The 14310-nt window shown below is 72.2% G+C and carries 12 protein-coding genes; 6 read left to right on the top strand and 6 right to left on the bottom strand.

Going from position 1 to position 14310, the window contains the following annotated elements; translation table 11 throughout:
• Positions 1-104 precede the first annotated feature (104 nt).
• The 3 genes from AC07FT_RS01095 to AC07FT_RS01085 all read left to right on the top strand — a co-directional run bounded on the left by AC07FT_RS01095 (position 105) and on the right by AC07FT_RS01085 (position 1994).
• On the top strand, positions 105-935 hold the full coding sequence (locus AC07FT_RS01095; protein WP_479173361.1) for a carbohydrate ABC transporter permease: 831 nt from the start codon (positions 105-107) through the stop codon (positions 933-935).
• Positions 936-959: 24 nt separating this feature from the next.
• Positions 960-1697 (top strand): NADPH-dependent F420 reductase, encoded by a 738-nt coding sequence (gene npdG / locus AC07FT_RS01090; protein ID WP_471195392.1) that lies wholly within the window; start codon positions 960-962, stop codon positions 1695-1697.
• Between the two features lie 105 nt (positions 1698-1802).
• Complete coding sequence (locus tag AC07FT_RS01085; protein WP_471195395.1) at positions 1803-1994, top strand: hypothetical protein; 192 nt, start codon at positions 1803-1805, stop codon at positions 1992-1994.
• A 30-nt stretch (positions 1995-2024) separates the two neighbouring features.
• On the opposite strand, the gene AC07FT_RS01080 is transcribed toward AC07FT_RS01085, so the two are convergent.
• Positions 2025-2822 (bottom strand): site-2 protease family protein, encoded by a 798-nt coding sequence (locus AC07FT_RS01080; protein ID WP_479172955.1) that lies wholly within the window; start codon positions 2820-2822, stop codon positions 2025-2027.
• A gap of 172 nt (positions 2823-2994) precedes the next feature.
• On the opposite strand from AC07FT_RS01080, the gene AC07FT_RS01075 reads away from it, so the two are divergent.
• The gene (locus tag AC07FT_RS01075; RefSeq protein WP_479172953.1) at positions 2995-6789 is read left to right on the top strand and encodes an AfsR/SARP family transcriptional regulator; all 3795 of its coding nucleotides are present in this window, start codon (positions 2995-2997) and stop codon (positions 6787-6789) included.
• Positions 6790-6821: 32 nt separating this feature from the next.
• Here AC07FT_RS01075 and AC07FT_RS01070 read toward each other — a convergent pair whose 3' ends face one another.
• The 5 genes from AC07FT_RS01070 to panB form a co-directional block, all read right to left on the bottom strand.
• Positions 6822-8315, bottom strand: a complete 1494-nt coding sequence (locus AC07FT_RS01070; protein ID WP_479172951.1) for a sodium:solute symporter family protein — start codon at positions 8313-8315, stop codon at positions 6822-6824.
• Positions 8312-8608, bottom strand: a complete 297-nt coding sequence (locus AC07FT_RS01065) for a DUF3311 domain-containing protein (protein WP_479172949.1) — start codon at positions 8606-8608, stop codon at positions 8312-8314. Before AC07FT_RS01065 ends, AC07FT_RS01070 begins: the two co-directional genes overlap by 4 nt.
• A gap of 151 nt (positions 8609-8759) precedes the next feature.
• The gene (locus AC07FT_RS01060; protein WP_479172948.1) at positions 8760-9587 is read right to left on the bottom strand and encodes an ABC transporter permease; all 828 of its coding nucleotides are present in this window, start codon (positions 9585-9587) and stop codon (positions 8760-8762) included.
• Positions 9584-10609 (bottom strand): ATP-binding cassette domain-containing protein, encoded by a 1026-nt coding sequence (locus AC07FT_RS01055; RefSeq protein ID WP_479172946.1) that lies wholly within the window; start codon positions 10607-10609, stop codon positions 9584-9586. The genes AC07FT_RS01060 and AC07FT_RS01055 overlap by 4 nt, the downstream gene beginning before the upstream one ends.
• A 151-nt stretch (positions 10610-10760) precedes the next feature.
• Positions 10761-11651, bottom strand: a complete 891-nt coding sequence (panB, locus tag AC07FT_RS01050) for a 3-methyl-2-oxobutanoate hydroxymethyltransferase (protein ID WP_471195415.1) — start codon at positions 11649-11651, stop codon at positions 10761-10763.
• Between the two features lie 235 nt (positions 11652-11886).
• Between panB and AC07FT_RS01045 the strand changes: the two genes are divergently transcribed.
• Both AC07FT_RS01045 and AC07FT_RS01040 read left to right on the top strand, forming a co-directional pair.
• Positions 11887-13512 (top strand): MFS transporter, encoded by a 1626-nt coding sequence (locus tag AC07FT_RS01045; RefSeq protein WP_471195417.1) that lies wholly within the window; start codon positions 11887-11889, stop codon positions 13510-13512.
• Positions 13509-14156, top strand: a complete 648-nt coding sequence (locus tag AC07FT_RS01040) for a TetR/AcrR family transcriptional regulator (RefSeq protein WP_479172943.1) — start codon at positions 13509-13511, stop codon at positions 14154-14156. Before AC07FT_RS01045 ends, AC07FT_RS01040 begins: the two co-directional genes overlap by 4 nt.
• Positions 14157-14310 lie beyond the last annotated feature (154 nt).

Here is a 14310-nt window from a genome sequence, read left to right as displayed (position 1 = left end):
ACGCCCCGGCCGACGGCGCGCCGGGGGCGGATACCCGTCCGCCGGGGAGGCGCCGTTCCGGCCGTCATGGCCGGACCGGCCGTGGCGCGGGGCCGCGGCCGCCGCTGCGGTACCGGATCATCACCGTCTCGCTGCTCGCCGTCGCCGCCCTGTACTTCCTCACCCCCGTCTACTGGCTGGCCGTCTCCGCCACCAAGTCCAGCAGCGATCTCTTCGGCACCTTCGGCTTCTGGTTCCACGATCCGCGCCCACTGGACCGCCTCCGGCAGGTGCTCACCCACGACGACGGAATCTACGTCCGCTGGTTCCTCAACAGCCTGCTGTACGCGGGTGTCGGCGCCCTCGTCGCCACCCTGCTGTCGGCCGCCGCGGGCTACGCCCTGGCCGTCTACCGCTTCCCCGGCCGGGAGGCCGTCTTCAACGTGGTGCTCGCCGGAGTGCTCATCCCCGGCACCGCGCTGGCCCTGCCGCTGTATCTGCTCTTCAGCGAAGTGGGTCTGGCCAACACCTACGCCGCGGTGCTCATCCCCAGCGTCGTCAGCCCCTTCGGCGTCTATCTGTGCCGGATCCACGCGGCCGCCGCCGTCCCCGGCTCCCTGCTGGAGGCGGCGCGTATCGACGGGGCGGGCGAGGCCCGGATCTTCACCACGCTGGGGCTGCGGCTGATGACCCCGGCTCTGGTCACCGTGTTCCTCTTCCAGTTCGTGCACATCTGGAACAACTTCTTCCTGCCGCTGGTGATGCTCTCCGACTCCGATCTCTATCCGGTCCAGCTGGGGCTGACCTCCTGGCAGGGCTACGCCGACCGGCAGCCGGAGCTCTACCAGTACACGGTGGGCGGTGCGCTGCTGTCCGTACTGCCGCTGATGGTGCTGATGGGCGTCCTCCAGCGGTACTGGCGCACCGGGTTGACAGAGGGGAGCGTGAAGGCGTGAGACGGGCGTGACAGTATCGCTGTCATGACTACTTCCGATGGTGCGACTCCCGAGACCACCGCCCCCGCGAAGAAGGCGCCCGCCAAGGACCCGTGGGACCTCCCCGATGTGTCCGGCCTGGTCGTCGGCGTGCTCGGCGGTACCGGTGACCAGGGCCGCGGTCTGGCCTACCGGCTGGCCAGGGCGGGCCAGAAGGTGATCATCGGCTCGCGTGCCGCCGAGCGCGCCCGGACCGCCGCCGAGGAGCTCGGCGGCGCCGGACTGGGCATCGAGGGCGCGGACAACGCCGAATGCGCCCGGCGCAGCGACATCGTGATCGTCGCCGTGCCGTGGGACGGACACGCCAAGACGCTGGAGTCGCTGCGCGAGGAGCTCGGCGGCAAGCTGGTCGTCGACTGCGTCAACCCGCTGGGCTTCGACAAGAAGGGCGCGTACGCCCTGAAGCCGGAGGAGGGCAGCGCCGCCGAGCAGGCCGCCGCCCTGCTGCCGGACTCCCGGGTCACCGCCGCCTTCCACCATCTGTCGGCCGTGCTGCTCCAGGACCCGGAGATCGAGCGGATCGACACCGATGTGATGGTGCTGGGCGAGGTCCGCGCGGACACCGACATCGTCCAGGCGCTGGCCGCGCGCATCCCCGGGATGCGGGGCGTCTTCGCGGGCCGGCTGCGCAACGCCCACCAGGTCGAGTCGCTGGTGGCCAATCTGATCTCGGTCAACCGCCGCTACAAGGCCCACGCGGGTCTGCGGGTCACCGACGTCTGACGGATGTCCGGCGACGACCCGTGTGACGGGCATGGGGGGCGCGAACGGGGCATGGGGGACAATGTCCGGGAAGCCGAGAACACCCCCCGACAGGAGCCGCACCCCATGCCCCGCCTCGCGATCTACGCCCTCGTCGTCTGCGTCCTCGCCATCGCCGCGGCCGTGGTGTCCTTCTCCCGGGGCAGTTTCCTGGGGGTGGTGTGGATCCTGCTCGCGGGTGTCTCCTCCAATATGACCTGGTACTACGTGCGCAAGGCGCGGATGGACCGGGCCGAGGCGCGCGAGGTCACCGGCTGACCGAGGCGCCGGCGGCCCAGTGCCGGGGGCCTAGCCGCTGATCCCCGGGATCTGTGGCTCGCCCTGCCAGAACCTGAAGAACTCCTGGCCCCAGTAGGTGTCCCATTCGGTCACCCCCATCGCCCCCATGATCGCGTCCACCGCGTCGAAGAAGGCCTGGTTGACCCCCGGGATCCACAGCACCCCGAAGACCGCCAGCAGTCCGAACGGCGCGTACGGCTCCACCTGCCGCCGCACCCGGTACGACAGCCACGGCTCGATCACCCCGTAGCCGTCCAGCCCCGGCACCGGCAGCGAGTTCAGGATCGCGGCGGTGACCTGGAGCAGCGCCAGGAACGCCAGCGCGTACCGGAACACCTCCGGCATCCCGTCCACCGTGCCCAGCCAGAACGGCGCGGTCAGCGCGGCGGCGAACAGCACGTTGGTGAGCGGCCCGGCGGCCGAGATCAGACTGTGCTTCCACCGCCCCCGGATCCGGTGCCGCTCGATGAACACCGCACCGCCCGGCAGTCCGATCCCGCCCATGATCACGAAGATGACGGGCAGCACGATGCTCAGCGCGACATGCGTGTACTTCAGCGGGTTCAGGGTCAGGTACCCCTTGGCCCCGATCGACAGATCACCGCCGTGCAGCGCGGTGCGGGCATGCGCGTACTCGTGCAGACACAGCGAGACGATCCAGCCGGAGACGACGAACAGGAACACGGCGAAGCCGGGGCTCGCGGAGTAGTCCGTCCACACCGCCCACGCGGATACGCCCATGATCGCGACCAGACCGAGGAAAACGGGGCTGATCCGCCGGTCACGGCGGCTTACTGCGGTGGTCATCGGGTGGGGTCTCCGTGGTGGGGGGTGCGGTTGCCAGGGGAGGAACGTGGACCAGTGTGCGTGGAGTTCCTGGCCGCGCGGAGCCGGTGTGACGGGCGTCACGCACTCCGTCCGCCCTCCGGGGCGGGATCCCGCCCCGGGGAGCGGGACGACCGTCGACCAGAATGGGCCCGTGCGCTACGGCATCCTCGGCACCACCCAGGCCCACCGTGACGACGGCACCCCCGTCGCCCTCGGTGGCGCGCGGCTGCGGGCGCTGCTGACCGCCCTCGCGCTGAACCCCGGACGACCGCGCACCGCCGGTGCCCTCATCGCCGACATCTGGGACGACGACCCGCCCGCCGACGGGCACGGCGCGCTCCAGGCCCTCGTCGGACGGCTGCGCCGGGCGCTGGGCAAGGAGTCCGTGGCCTCCGCCCCGGACGGCTACCGGCTGGGCGCCGGCCGCGACGACGTCGATCTGCACCGCTTCGAGCGGCTCACGGACGAGGGCGTCCGCGCCCTCGCCGACGGTGCCCCGGAGCGGGCCGCCGACCTCCTCGGCGCGGCCCTCGCGCTGTGGCGCGGGCCCGCCCTCGTGGACCTGCCGGGCGGCGCGGCGACGGCCACCCGCGCCGAGGCCCGCCGTCTGGACGCGCGCCGCGCACGGTTCGCCGCCGACCTCGCGCTCGGCCGCGCCGCGCGGATCCTCCCGGCGCTGTCCGAGCTGTGCGACACTCATCCGCTGGACGAGCCCCTGCACGCGCTGCGCATCCGGGCCCTGAGGGACGCGGGCCGCCCGGCGGAGGCGCTCGCGGCGTACGAGTCGATCCGCGCCGAGATCGCCACGCGACTGGGCGCGGACCCCGGCCCCGATCTGAGAGCCCTCCACGCTTCCCTGCTCACCCCCACGCCTGTCCCGTACCCCGCGCCCCCGACGGGCCCGGTGGCTCCGGACACCTCGGCCGCGCCCGCTGCCCCGGCGTACCCCGCGCCCGCGACGGGCCCGGCTGCCCCGGGCAACCCGGTCAGCCCGGCGCCCGCCGCTTCGGCGGACTCGGTGTCCCCGGCGGCTCCGACCCGTCCCGCACTCCCGGCGGGTTCGCAGGCCCCCTCGGCCCCCACTGCCCCGGCCGCCCCGGCGCGTCCCGCGCCCCCGTCGGCGCCCGCCGTTCCAGGGGACTTCGCGGCCGGCGTGAACCCGGCCGCACCGGGCGGGTCCCTGGGCCCGGCGAGCACCGGTGCTCGCGCGGACTCAGCGTCTCCGGCGGCTCCGGACATCCCGGCCGCGCCCACTGCCCCGGCGGCCCCGGGCGGACCCCCGGGTCCGGCCGCCTCCCACGGGGTCGCGGATCACTCGGTCGCGGGGTCGGGGCCGGGGTCCCCGGACCCCACGGCCTCCGCGGGCACGCGTGCCGTTCCGGCCGGCCCGTCCGGGGGCGGGAATCTGCGGGCCCGGCTGACCAGCTTCGTGGGGCGGGAGGCCGAGTTGGCGGGGTTGCGTGGGGATCTCGCGGAACATCGGCTGGTGACCCTGCTCGGACCCGGTGGGGCCGGGAAGACACGGTTGTCGCAGGAGGCCGCCGACGCCGTCGGAGCCGCCTGGCCGGACGGGGTCTGGCTGGCCGAACTGGCTCCCGTCGACGACCCCGCGACCGTCCCGGAGACGGTGCTCACCGCACTCGGCGGACGCGAGACCGTCATCCGCGGCACCGCCGCCGAGGGGCTGCGGGCCGCCGCCGACCCCGCGAGCCACGACCCGCTCAACCGGCTCGTGGAGCACTGCGAACCCCGCCGCATGCTGCTCGTGCTCGACAACTGCGAACACCTCGTCGAGGCCGCCGCCCGGCTCGCCGACACACTGCTCGCCCGCTGCCCCGGTGTCACCGTCCTGGCCACCAGCCGTGAACCCCTCGCCGTACCCGGGGAGTTGCTCCGGCCCGTCGAACCGCTGCCGGACCCGGTCGCGCTGCGGCTGCTCCAGGACCGGGGCGCGGCGGCACGGCAGGGGTTCCGTACGGAGGACGACCCGGCGGCCTGTGCCGAGATCTGCCGTCGCCTCGACGGTCTGCCGCTGGCCATCGAACTGGCCGCCGCCCGGCTGCGGTTGCTCACCCCGCGGCAGCTCGCCGACCGGCTCGACGACCGTTTCCGTCTGCTGACCAGCGGCAGCAGGACCGTGTTGCCGCGGCAGCAGACCCTCAGGGCGGTCGTCGACTGGTCCTGGGACCTGCTCGACGACCGTGAACGCACCGTCCTGCGCCGGCTGTCGGTCTTCGCGGGCGGCTGCGAACTCCAGGCGGCCGAAGCGGTCTGCGCGGACCCGGCCCGCGGCGCCGGCACGGTCGATCCCCGTGATGTGGCCGCCCTGCTGGGTTCACTTGTCGATAAGTCGCTTGTCGTGGCCGCCCCCGCGATGACGACCGGCGAGATGCGCTACCGGCTGCTGGAGACCGTCGCCGAGTACGCGGGCGAGCGCCTGGACGAGGCGGGGGAGCGGACCGCCGTCGAGGGCCGCCACCTCATCGCCTACCGGGAGCTGGCCCGCACCACCGACCCGTTGCTGCGCGGCCCCGCCCAGCGCGCCGGGCTGGACCGGCTGGAGAGCGAACACGAGAACCTGCGCACCGCGCTGCGCCGCGCCGTCGCCGCCCGCGACGAGCAGGAGGCGCTGTGCCTGGTGCTCTCCCTCGGCTGGTTCTGGAACCTGCGCGGACACCGCGCCGACGCCCGGCACTGGGCCACGGCCGCCGCCGGCCTCGGTCCTGACCCGTTCCTGCCGCCGGTGGCCCCCGCCCCGCCGCTGCTCCGGAGCGGTATCGACGCCCCGCCCCCGATGCCGCCCGAGCTGCTGGCCGAAGCGCGGCGCGGAGTGCGGCTGTTCGCCCTGGCCAACATCGAGGGCGACCTGCAGTCCATGGCGAACGACACCGCACAGCGCGAGCTGGAGGGGATCGTCGCCGCCTACCGGGCGGGACTGCCGCAGACCTGCCGCCTCCCGGGGCTCCTGTGGTTCTTCGCGGTGATCATCAAGGGCGACTTCGGCCTGCTGCGCGGGATGGCCGACGAAACGGTGCGCACCTGCCGGGAGCTGGGCCACACCTGGGAGCTGGCCTTCGCACTCCAGCTGCGCGCCAAGCTGCTCAACGAGCGCGGCGACGGGACCCGGGACGGGACCCCCGACGCCGACGAGAGCCTGGAGATCTTCCTCCGGCTCGGTGACTCCTGGGGCGCGGCCGAGGCGCTGTCCGGCCGCGGCGAGACCCGGGAGCAGCGGGGCGAGGGCGCGGCCGCCGCCGAGGACTACCGGGCGGCGATCCGCTGTGCCGAGGAACTCGGCGCCCATGAGCAGGTGGTGCTGCTCCGGTGCCGGCTGGCCGGGGTGCTCGTGGAGTTCGGGGACGAGGAGGAGGCCGCCGGGGGCGAGCGGACGCTGCGCGAGGTGGTCGAACGGGGGCCGCAGGCGGGCGCCGAGGCCCTGTCGTACGCCCGGATGCACCTGGCGCTGCGCTACGGCACGACGGGCCGGTTCGCCGAGGCGCGCGCCGAGCTGGGCGCGCTGTACGCGGAGTTCGCGATCCGGGCGCTGCCGCTGTTCCAGGGCGTGACGGAGGGGATGCTCGCCTGGCTGGACCTGGAGGAGGGGCGGCCGGACGAGGCCCTTGAGAGGGTGCGGACCGCGCTGGTGAAGACGACGGGCCGGATGACCGAGCTGGTCGCGCCGTTCCTCCCGGTGACCCAGTTGCTGACCGGGGCCGAGGCGCTGGGCCGGCTCGGCGGTGCGGAGCGTGCCGGCACCACGGCGCGGCTGCTGGGGGCGTACGACGAGCTGCGCCGCGATCAGCACCAATGGCGTTCCGCTGTCGAACGGATGAGCCGGGAGCACACCGAGGCCACGGCGCGGGCGGAGCTGGGGGACGCGGCGTACGAGCGGGCATACGGCGAGGGCACCGCCCTGACGCTGCCCGAAGCCATCGCTCTGCTCTGAGCCCGGCCCGGTGCGCGGGCCGATGTCCCGCGTCACCCGCTCGGCGCCGGTGCGTGGTCCTCCTCGTGCGCGTGCTCCTCCGGACGCGCGAGCCGTTCGTCCGGTGTGTCGGCCGGGCGCCAGAGCGTGAGGGCTACCGTCACCAGCAGATTGGCCGCGAGCGCGAGGAGGCCCGCGTTCACGCCGTGGAAGGGGTCGCGGTCGGTGAAGACGAACCAGAACACCAGCCCCACGCCGACCGCGATCCCCGCCACCGCCGCGAGCGCCGACATCCGGCGCCACAGCAGTGCGATCAGCACGGCGGGCAGCAGTTGGGCCATGCCCTCGTAGCTGAGCACGGACAGCCGGACCAGCGCGGTGGGGAAGGCGTAGGTCATCACCAGCGCCACCACCCCGGCCAGCAGGGTGACCGCCTGGGACAGCTCCCGCTGGCGCGCCGCCGTCCGCGGATGGGCGCCCAGCACCGAACGCCCCCACATGGTCCCGATGACCAGCATGAAGACGGCCGTCGGCACGATCGAGGAGAGCGCCCCGGCGGCGCCGATCACCCCGAGCAGCCAGGCGGGCATGTCCTTGCTGATCATTTCGAAGAGCGCGAGGTTGGAGTCCCCGAGCCCCGGGGCGACGAAGAGGGCGGCCATGCCGAGCAGCACCGGGACGAACAACAGCACCTGGTAGAACGGCATCAGCATGGCGTTGCGCCGCAGCACCTGCGCGCTGCGCGCCCCGAGGAACCCGGCCACCTGGGTCGGGAAGACCGTGTAGACCACGCCGTTGAGCACCGCGGTGGAGATGAACCAGCTCAGCCCGAGCGCCTTGTCGGCGGGGCCGGGCAGGGTCAGCCAGGCGCCGCGTTCGGCGGTGAGCCGGTGCAGCAGATCGCCGTAGCCGCCGAAGTGGTGCAGCGGGACGTATACGAAGACGACCGCGAGCGTGACGACGACCAGGCTGTCCTTGAGCACCGAGACCCACGCACTGCCGCGCAACCCGCTGACGAGGACGAACACTTCGGAGATCAGGAACGCCAGCAGATAGGCGAGGGACAGCCCGATCGTGCCGTAGCTGACGGTGGCGACCACCACACCCATACCGGTGATCTGGAGCTGGATGTACGGCAGCACGAACACCGTGGCCAGCACCGCGATGACCGCGCCGAACCAGGGCGCGGCGAAGCGGTGGGCCACGATGTCGCTGATGTTGTGCAGTCCGTGGGTGCGGGCGTAGGACCACAGGACCGGCCCCACGAGATAGCTGACCGTCATGCCGATGGAGAGGTAGGCCACCACGTACAGCCCGGACAGGCCGTGGGTGTACGACCACCCGGCGGCCCCGAGGTAGCTGAAGCTGGTGTACGTCTCACCCGCCATCAGCACCAGCGTGAGGACCAGGCCCATACTGCGGCCGCCGACGGACCAGTCGGCGAGGTCGCGGCCTGACCGGCCGCGGGCGGCGGCGATCCCCAGGCCGAGGGTGGCGGCCATGAACAGGCCCAGGACGGAGACCGAGACGGCCGCGTCCGCGCTCATCGGACCCCGCCCTCCGCCGTACCGGCCGGGCTCTCACCGTCCGCCGGGCTGCGGCCCCGGTCGCGGTCCCGCGCCGCCAGCCACACCGGGTCCCGCCGGGCGGCGAGCCAGACGAACACCGGGGTGAGCAGGGTGGCGACCAGCAGCCACAGCGCGAGGAAGGGGATGCCGAGCAGGGTGGGGTGCACCCGGTTGGCGAACGGAAGGACACCGAGGTAGGCCAGCGGTGTGCCCGCCAGCCACCACAGGGACTTCCGGTTCCGGAACAGACTCCGGGACGCGTTCGTGGGCAAGGCTGCTCTTTCCTCCGTGACGGCCGGGCGCGGTGCGGCCTGGTCCCCGGGGCGGCGTCACGGCCGGCGGCCCCGGCCGCCGACAGGTGTGCTGCCCCCTGTGCAGCACACATGATCGGCGGTCGGGACCGGAGGAGGTACCCCCACCCCCTCAGGTGGTCTTGTTGCGGAACTTGGCGACCGCGAGCGGAGCCGTGATCACCGTGATGGCCACCGCCCACACCAGACAGACGGTCACCGGATGGGCGATCGCGCCCTCGCCCCGGGTCAGCGCCCGCGCGGCATCCGCGAGCTGGGACAGCGGGTTGTACTTGGTGAAGGACTGCAGCCAGCCGGGCATGGTGTTGGTCGGCGCGAAGATGGACGAGCCGAACTGAAGCGGCATGATCACCAGCATGCCGATGCCCTGGACCGCCTGGGGGGTCTTCATGGACAGTCCGAGCAGCATGAAGATCCAGGTCAGCGAGGAGCCGAAGAGAAGCGAGAGGGCGATCGCGCCCAGCAGCTGCACCGGACCGGTCTCGAGGTCGAAGCCCATGAGGAAGCCCATGGCCAGCAGGATGAGGGTGGACACCAGCATCCGGCCGGTCTCCACGACCAGCTTGGCGATCAGCACCGAGGAACGGGCGATCGGCATCGTCCGGAATCGGTCCATGACCCCCTTCTGGAAGTCGTCGTTGACACCGGTGCCGACCGACATCGCGATGTTCAGACCGCCCATCGCCATCATCCCGGGGATGAAGTAGTTGACGTACGCTCCCCGGTCGCCCTGCGCCACCGCGCCGCCGAAGACGTAGACGAACAGCAGCGAGAAGATGATGGGCATCAGCACGGCGTCGAACATCGACTCCGGGTCCTGCTTGATCTGCAGGGCGTTCCGGCGGACCAGCGCACCGATGTGGCGCAGATTGGCCCGCAGTCCGATCCGGCCCTCGCCGGGAAGCGCCTTGGCGGGCGCGGTCATCGTTGCCGCGCTCATGCGGCGACCTCCTCTACGACGTCGTGCGTGGTGGTCTCGTCCTCGGGGGTGGAGGTCTTCTGGCCGGTGATGGCGAGGAACACCTCGTCGAGGCTGGGCAGATGGGTGTCGATCCCGGCGATGGTGAAACCACGCTCACCGAGCAGTCCGATCACCGCGGTCAGCTGCTCATCGCTGATGATGGGCACGTTGACCAGGCCCTCCTCGGTGTCCGCGGTGGCGCTGCCGACCCCGTCGAGACCGGCCTGGGCGATGGCGCCGACCATGCGGGACAGCTCCAGGGGGTCGGAGGGGCGGATCTGGAGGGTGCGCCCGCCGACCTTCGCCTTGAGCTCGTTGACCCGGCCCTCGGCGATGACCTTGCCGCGGTCGATGACCGTCAGATCGTGGGCGAGCTGCTCGGCCTCCTCCATGTACTGGGTGGTGAGCAGCACGGTGGTGCCGTCGGTGACCATCCGCCTGACCTCGTCCCACACCTCGTTGCGGGTGCGGGGGTCCAGACCGGTGGTCGGCTCGTCCAGATAGAGCACCGAGGGCCGCCCGATCATGGACGCGGCCAGGTCGAGCCTGCGGCGCATACCGCCGGAATAGGTGCGCGCGGCCCGCTTGGCGGCGTCGGTCAGCGAGAACCGCTCCAGCATCGCGTCCGCGCGGCGGCGGGCGTCCTTGCGGGGCAGATCGAGCAGCCGCCCGATCATGTAGAGGTTCTCCCAGCCCGACAGCTTCTCGTCCACCGAGGCGTACTGCCCGGTGAGCCCGATGGTGCGGCGCAGCTGGCGGGGCTGCTTCACCACGTCGTACCCGGCCACCACGGCGGTCCCGGCATCGGGCACCAGCAGGGTGGACAGACAGCGGACGAGGGTGGTCTTCCCGGCCCCGTTCGGACCGAGCACACCGAGGACAGTGCCCTCCGGGACCTCCAGGTCGACGCCGTCGACCGCTTTGGTGTCACCGAAGTGCTTGACCAGCCCCCGAACTTCGACGGCGATGCCGCCCCTGATCGTGTGTTCCTGTCGCTTCATGCCCTCACCATGACAGCGGCCACCGACAGACCACCGACAGACGGCAGACAGGCTGTGCACAGACGCCGGACAGCCCGCCGACGGGGGAAGATCGGCGGGCTGTCGGTGTACCGCGGTGGCTCACCGGGGCCGCTCACGGCCCCCGGACGGGTCAGCGGAAGGAGTGCTCCGCGGTCGGGTACGCCCCGCCGACCACGTCCTCCGCGAAGGCCCGTGCGGCGTCGCCGAGGCTCTGGCGCAGCTGGGCGTACTGCTTGACGAAGCGCGGCACCCGGCCGTCGGTCATCCCCGCCATATCGGTCCACACCAGGACCTGGGCGTCGCAGTCGGGGCCGGCGCCGATACCGACGGTGGGGATGTGCAGCGAGCGGGTCACCTCGGCGGCCAGCTCGGCCGGGACCAGCTCCAGGACGACCGCGAAGGCGCCCGCGTCCTGCACCGCCTTGGCGTCCCGCAGCAGCTGCTGGGCGGCCTCCTCGCCGCGTCCCTGGACGGGGTAGCCGCCGTAGGCGTTGACGGACTGCGGGGTGAGGCCGACATGGGCCATCACCGGGATCCCGGCCTGGACCAGCAGCTCGATCTGGTGGGCGGAGCGCTCACCGCCCTCCAGCTTCACCGCGCCGACCCCGGCGTCCTTGATCAGCCGGGTGGCGTTGCGCAGGGCCTGGACCGGGCCCTCCTGGTAGGACCCGAAGGGCAGGTCGCCGACGATGAGGGCGCGCTTGGTGCCGCGTACGACGGCGGCGGACAGCAGGGTCATCTCGTCCATCGTGACGGGCACGGTGGACTCGTAGCCGAGGTGGCAGTTGCCCATCGAGTCGCCGACCAGCATCACCGGGATGCCCGCCTGGTCGAAGACGGAGGCGGTCATCGCGTCGTAGGCGGTGAGCATGGGCCACTTCTCGCCGCGCTCCTTGGCGGCCGAGATGTCACGGACGGTGATGCGGCGGGATCCGGTCCCTCCGTACAGTGCCTTGGCGGCCGCTGCCGGACCGTTTCCGCTGCTGCCGGACTGATTCTGCGCAGGGCTGACGTGCGTCATTGCGACGGCTCCTGTTCGTCATCTCGAGGCGCCCTGACGGCGTCCCCGGACCACCCCCATGCTGGCACGGCTCCGGGCGGGGGGAAAGTGGGTCCGGGAGGTCCGGCCGGTGGCCTTGGCCACCCCCGCCCCGGCCCCTGGCTCCCCGCCCTGAAGCTCCTCCATTGGCCAAAGCATCGCAAAGAGTTTTCAATACGAGACGGATCCGTATCGTAACTGTCCTAGCCTGGCCGGTATGGCAACCCCTTCCGATACCCAGGACGCCTCCGGCGGGTCCGGCGTCTCCGAGGCGATCCACCGCAGACGGTGGGCGATCCTCGTCGTCCTGATGTTCAGCGTCCTGGTCGTCGTCCTCGACAACTCCATACTCAACGTGGCGATGAAGACCATCGCCTCGCCCGAACCCACCGGTCTCGGCGCCACCCAGTCCGAGCTGGAGTGGGCGATCAACTCCTACACCCTGGTCTTCGCCGGGCTGCTGTTCACCGCCGGACTTCTCGGTGACCGGCTGGGCCGCAAGAAGGTGCTGCTCGGCGGGATGGCCGTATTCGGCATCGGCTCGGTGCTGGCCGCGTTCTCCGGCTCGCCCGGCGAGCTGATCGGCTTCCGCGCGCTGATGGGCCTGGGCGCCGCCTTCGTGATGCCCGCGACCCTCGCCATCCTGGTCAACGTCTTCGAGCGCGAGGAGCAGGCCAAGGCCATCGGCATCTGGGTCGCCGCGGTCGGCCTCGCCATCGCCATCGGCCCGATCACCGGCGGACTGCTGCTCGAGCACTTCTGGTGGGGCTCGGTCTTCTTCGTCAACGTCCCGGTCGTCATCGTCGGGCTCATCGCGATGGTGCTGCTGGTACCCGACTCCAAGGACCCCCGGCCCGGACGGCTGGACCCGCTGGGCGTGGTGCTCTCCGTGATCGGTCTGGTGCTGCTGGTCTACGGCATCATCAAGGGCGGCCAGATCGCCGACTTCGCCGACCCCCAGGTGCTGGCCACGATCGGCGGCGGGCTCGCCGTGCTCACCGTGTTCGTCCTGCACGAGAAGCGCAGCGACCACCCCTCGATCGACGTCGGCTACTTCCGCAAGCCCGCCTTCTCGGCCGCCATCGCCGCCATCGCCCTGGTCTTCTTCGCCCTCATGGGCGTGACCTTCTTCATGGTCTTCTACATCCAGAGCGTGCGCGGCTACAGCGCCCTGGAGTCCGGGCTGCTGATCCTGCCGCTGGCCATCGCTCAGCTGATCTTCGCGCCGCGCGCCCGGCTGGTCGTCGAGCGGTTCGGCGCCCGCGCCGTGTGCACCGGCGGCATGCTGCTGGTGGCCGCCGCGATGAGCGGGTTCCTGCTGCTGGACGTGGACAGCCCGATGTGGATCCTGGAGGTGCTGTTCTTCGCCCAGGGCGCCGGGATGGCGCACATCATGCCACCGGTCACCACCTCGATCATGCAGGCGCTGCCCCGGGAGAAGGCCGGTTCCGGCTCGGCGCTGAACAACACCTTCCGGCAGGTGGGCGGTGCGCTCGGCGTCGCCGTCCTCGGCTCGGTGCTCTCCACCGCCTACCGCGAGGGCATCCAGGACACCCTGGACACCGTCCCCGGGCTGCCCGACTCCGTACGGCACACCGCGGGCGAGTCCGTCGAGGCCACCCTCGGCCTCGCCGAGCGGCTCGGCCCCAAGGGCGAGGCGCTGATCGGCCCGGCCCAGGACTCCTTCGTCCACGCCATGCACATCACGGCACTGGGCTCGGCCGGTGTGGCCCTGTTCGGTGCGCTGGTCGTACTAGCCTTTCTGCCCGGCAAGGACAGCGGTGACCAGGCGCCCGAGGGCGGCCGGCCGCGGGAACGGACGGAGGCGGAGGCAAAGCGATGACCGATGTGGCGTCCGATGTGACGGATCTCGGCGACGGGGCTCCGACCGACTCCGCCGTCGCCAAGGTCCGCGGGCGGCCGCGCAGCCCCGCCGCCGACGCCGCGATCATCGAGGCCGCGCTGCGGCTGCTGGAGGAGGGCGCCACGGTCGACGGGCTGTCGATCGAGCGGATCGCGCGCGAGGCGGGCGTCGGCAAGGCCACCGTCTACCGCCGCTGGCCCGGTAAAGACGCCCTGCTGCTCGATGTGCTGCGCTCCCTGGAGGAGGCCGGTCCGGAACCGGCCGGGATCTCGGCCCGCGACGACATCGTCACCATCCTGGAGTTCATGCGGCGGCGCGGACTGGCCAAGCGCAACTCGGCCCTGCTGCGCAGCGTGGTCACCCAGATGCACGCCAACCGCGAACTGTGGCGGGCCTACGAGGAGAACGTCATAGCGGCCCGGCGTGCCTCGCTGCACGAGGTGCTGCGGCGGGGCGTCGAGCGCGGGGAGATCCGCGGCGATGTGGACCTGGAACTGCTCGGTGAGCTGTTCACCGGGCCGATGCTGACCCGCGCCATCCTGCACGAATGGCGGGAACTGCCGGAGGGGCTGGCCGAGAGCATCGTGGACACGGTGCTGGAGGGAGTGTCCCCGCGCGGATAGGGAAGGCGCGCGGGCGGGCTCCCCGCGCGGGTGACGTGCCCCGGTCCGCTGCGGCGGGATGTGTGCCTGTTGTGTCACAACAGGCGCCTGTCCGCCCGGACTCGGAACCCCCGCTCGATCCCCGCTCGTCCTCGACAAGGGGAACCCCTGACGA

The organism is Streptomyces sp. NPDC045899 (assembly GCF_056431485.1).
The sequence above is the reverse complement of the archived record's forward strand: the minus strand, read 5'-3'. Positions and strand labels throughout refer to the sequence as shown.

Coding starts and splice junctions, on each gene's coding strand:
- AC07FT_RS01045 (WP_471195417.1), top strand. CDS start 11,887: ATGGCAACCCCTTCCGATACCCAGGACGCCTCCGGCGGGTCCGGCGTC.
- AC07FT_RS01080 (WP_479172955.1), bottom strand. CDS start 2,822: ATGACCACCGCAGTAAGCCGCCGTGACCGGCGGATCAGCCCCGTTTTC.
- npdG (WP_471195392.1), top strand. CDS start 960: ATGACTACTTCCGATGGTGCGACTCCCGAGACCACCGCCCCCGCGAAG.
- AC07FT_RS01070 (WP_479172951.1), bottom strand. CDS start 8,315: ATGAGCGCGGACGCGGCCGTCTCGGTCTCCGTCCTGGGCCTGTTCATG.
- AC07FT_RS01060 (WP_479172948.1), bottom strand. CDS start 9,587: ATGAGCGCGGCAACGATGACCGCGCCCGCCAAGGCGCTTCCCGGCGAG.
- AC07FT_RS01085 (WP_471195395.1), top strand. CDS start 1,803: ATGCCCCGCCTCGCGATCTACGCCCTCGTCGTCTGCGTCCTCGCCATC.
- AC07FT_RS01040 (WP_479172943.1), top strand. CDS start 13,509: ATGACCGATGTGGCGTCCGATGTGACGGATCTCGGCGACGGGGCTCCG.
- panB (WP_471195415.1), bottom strand. CDS start 11,651: ATGACGCACGTCAGCCCTGCGCAGAATCAGTCCGGCAGCAGCGGAAAC.
- AC07FT_RS01055 (WP_479172946.1), bottom strand. CDS start 10,609: ATGAAGCGACAGGAACACACGATCAGGGGCGGCATCGCCGTCGAAGTT.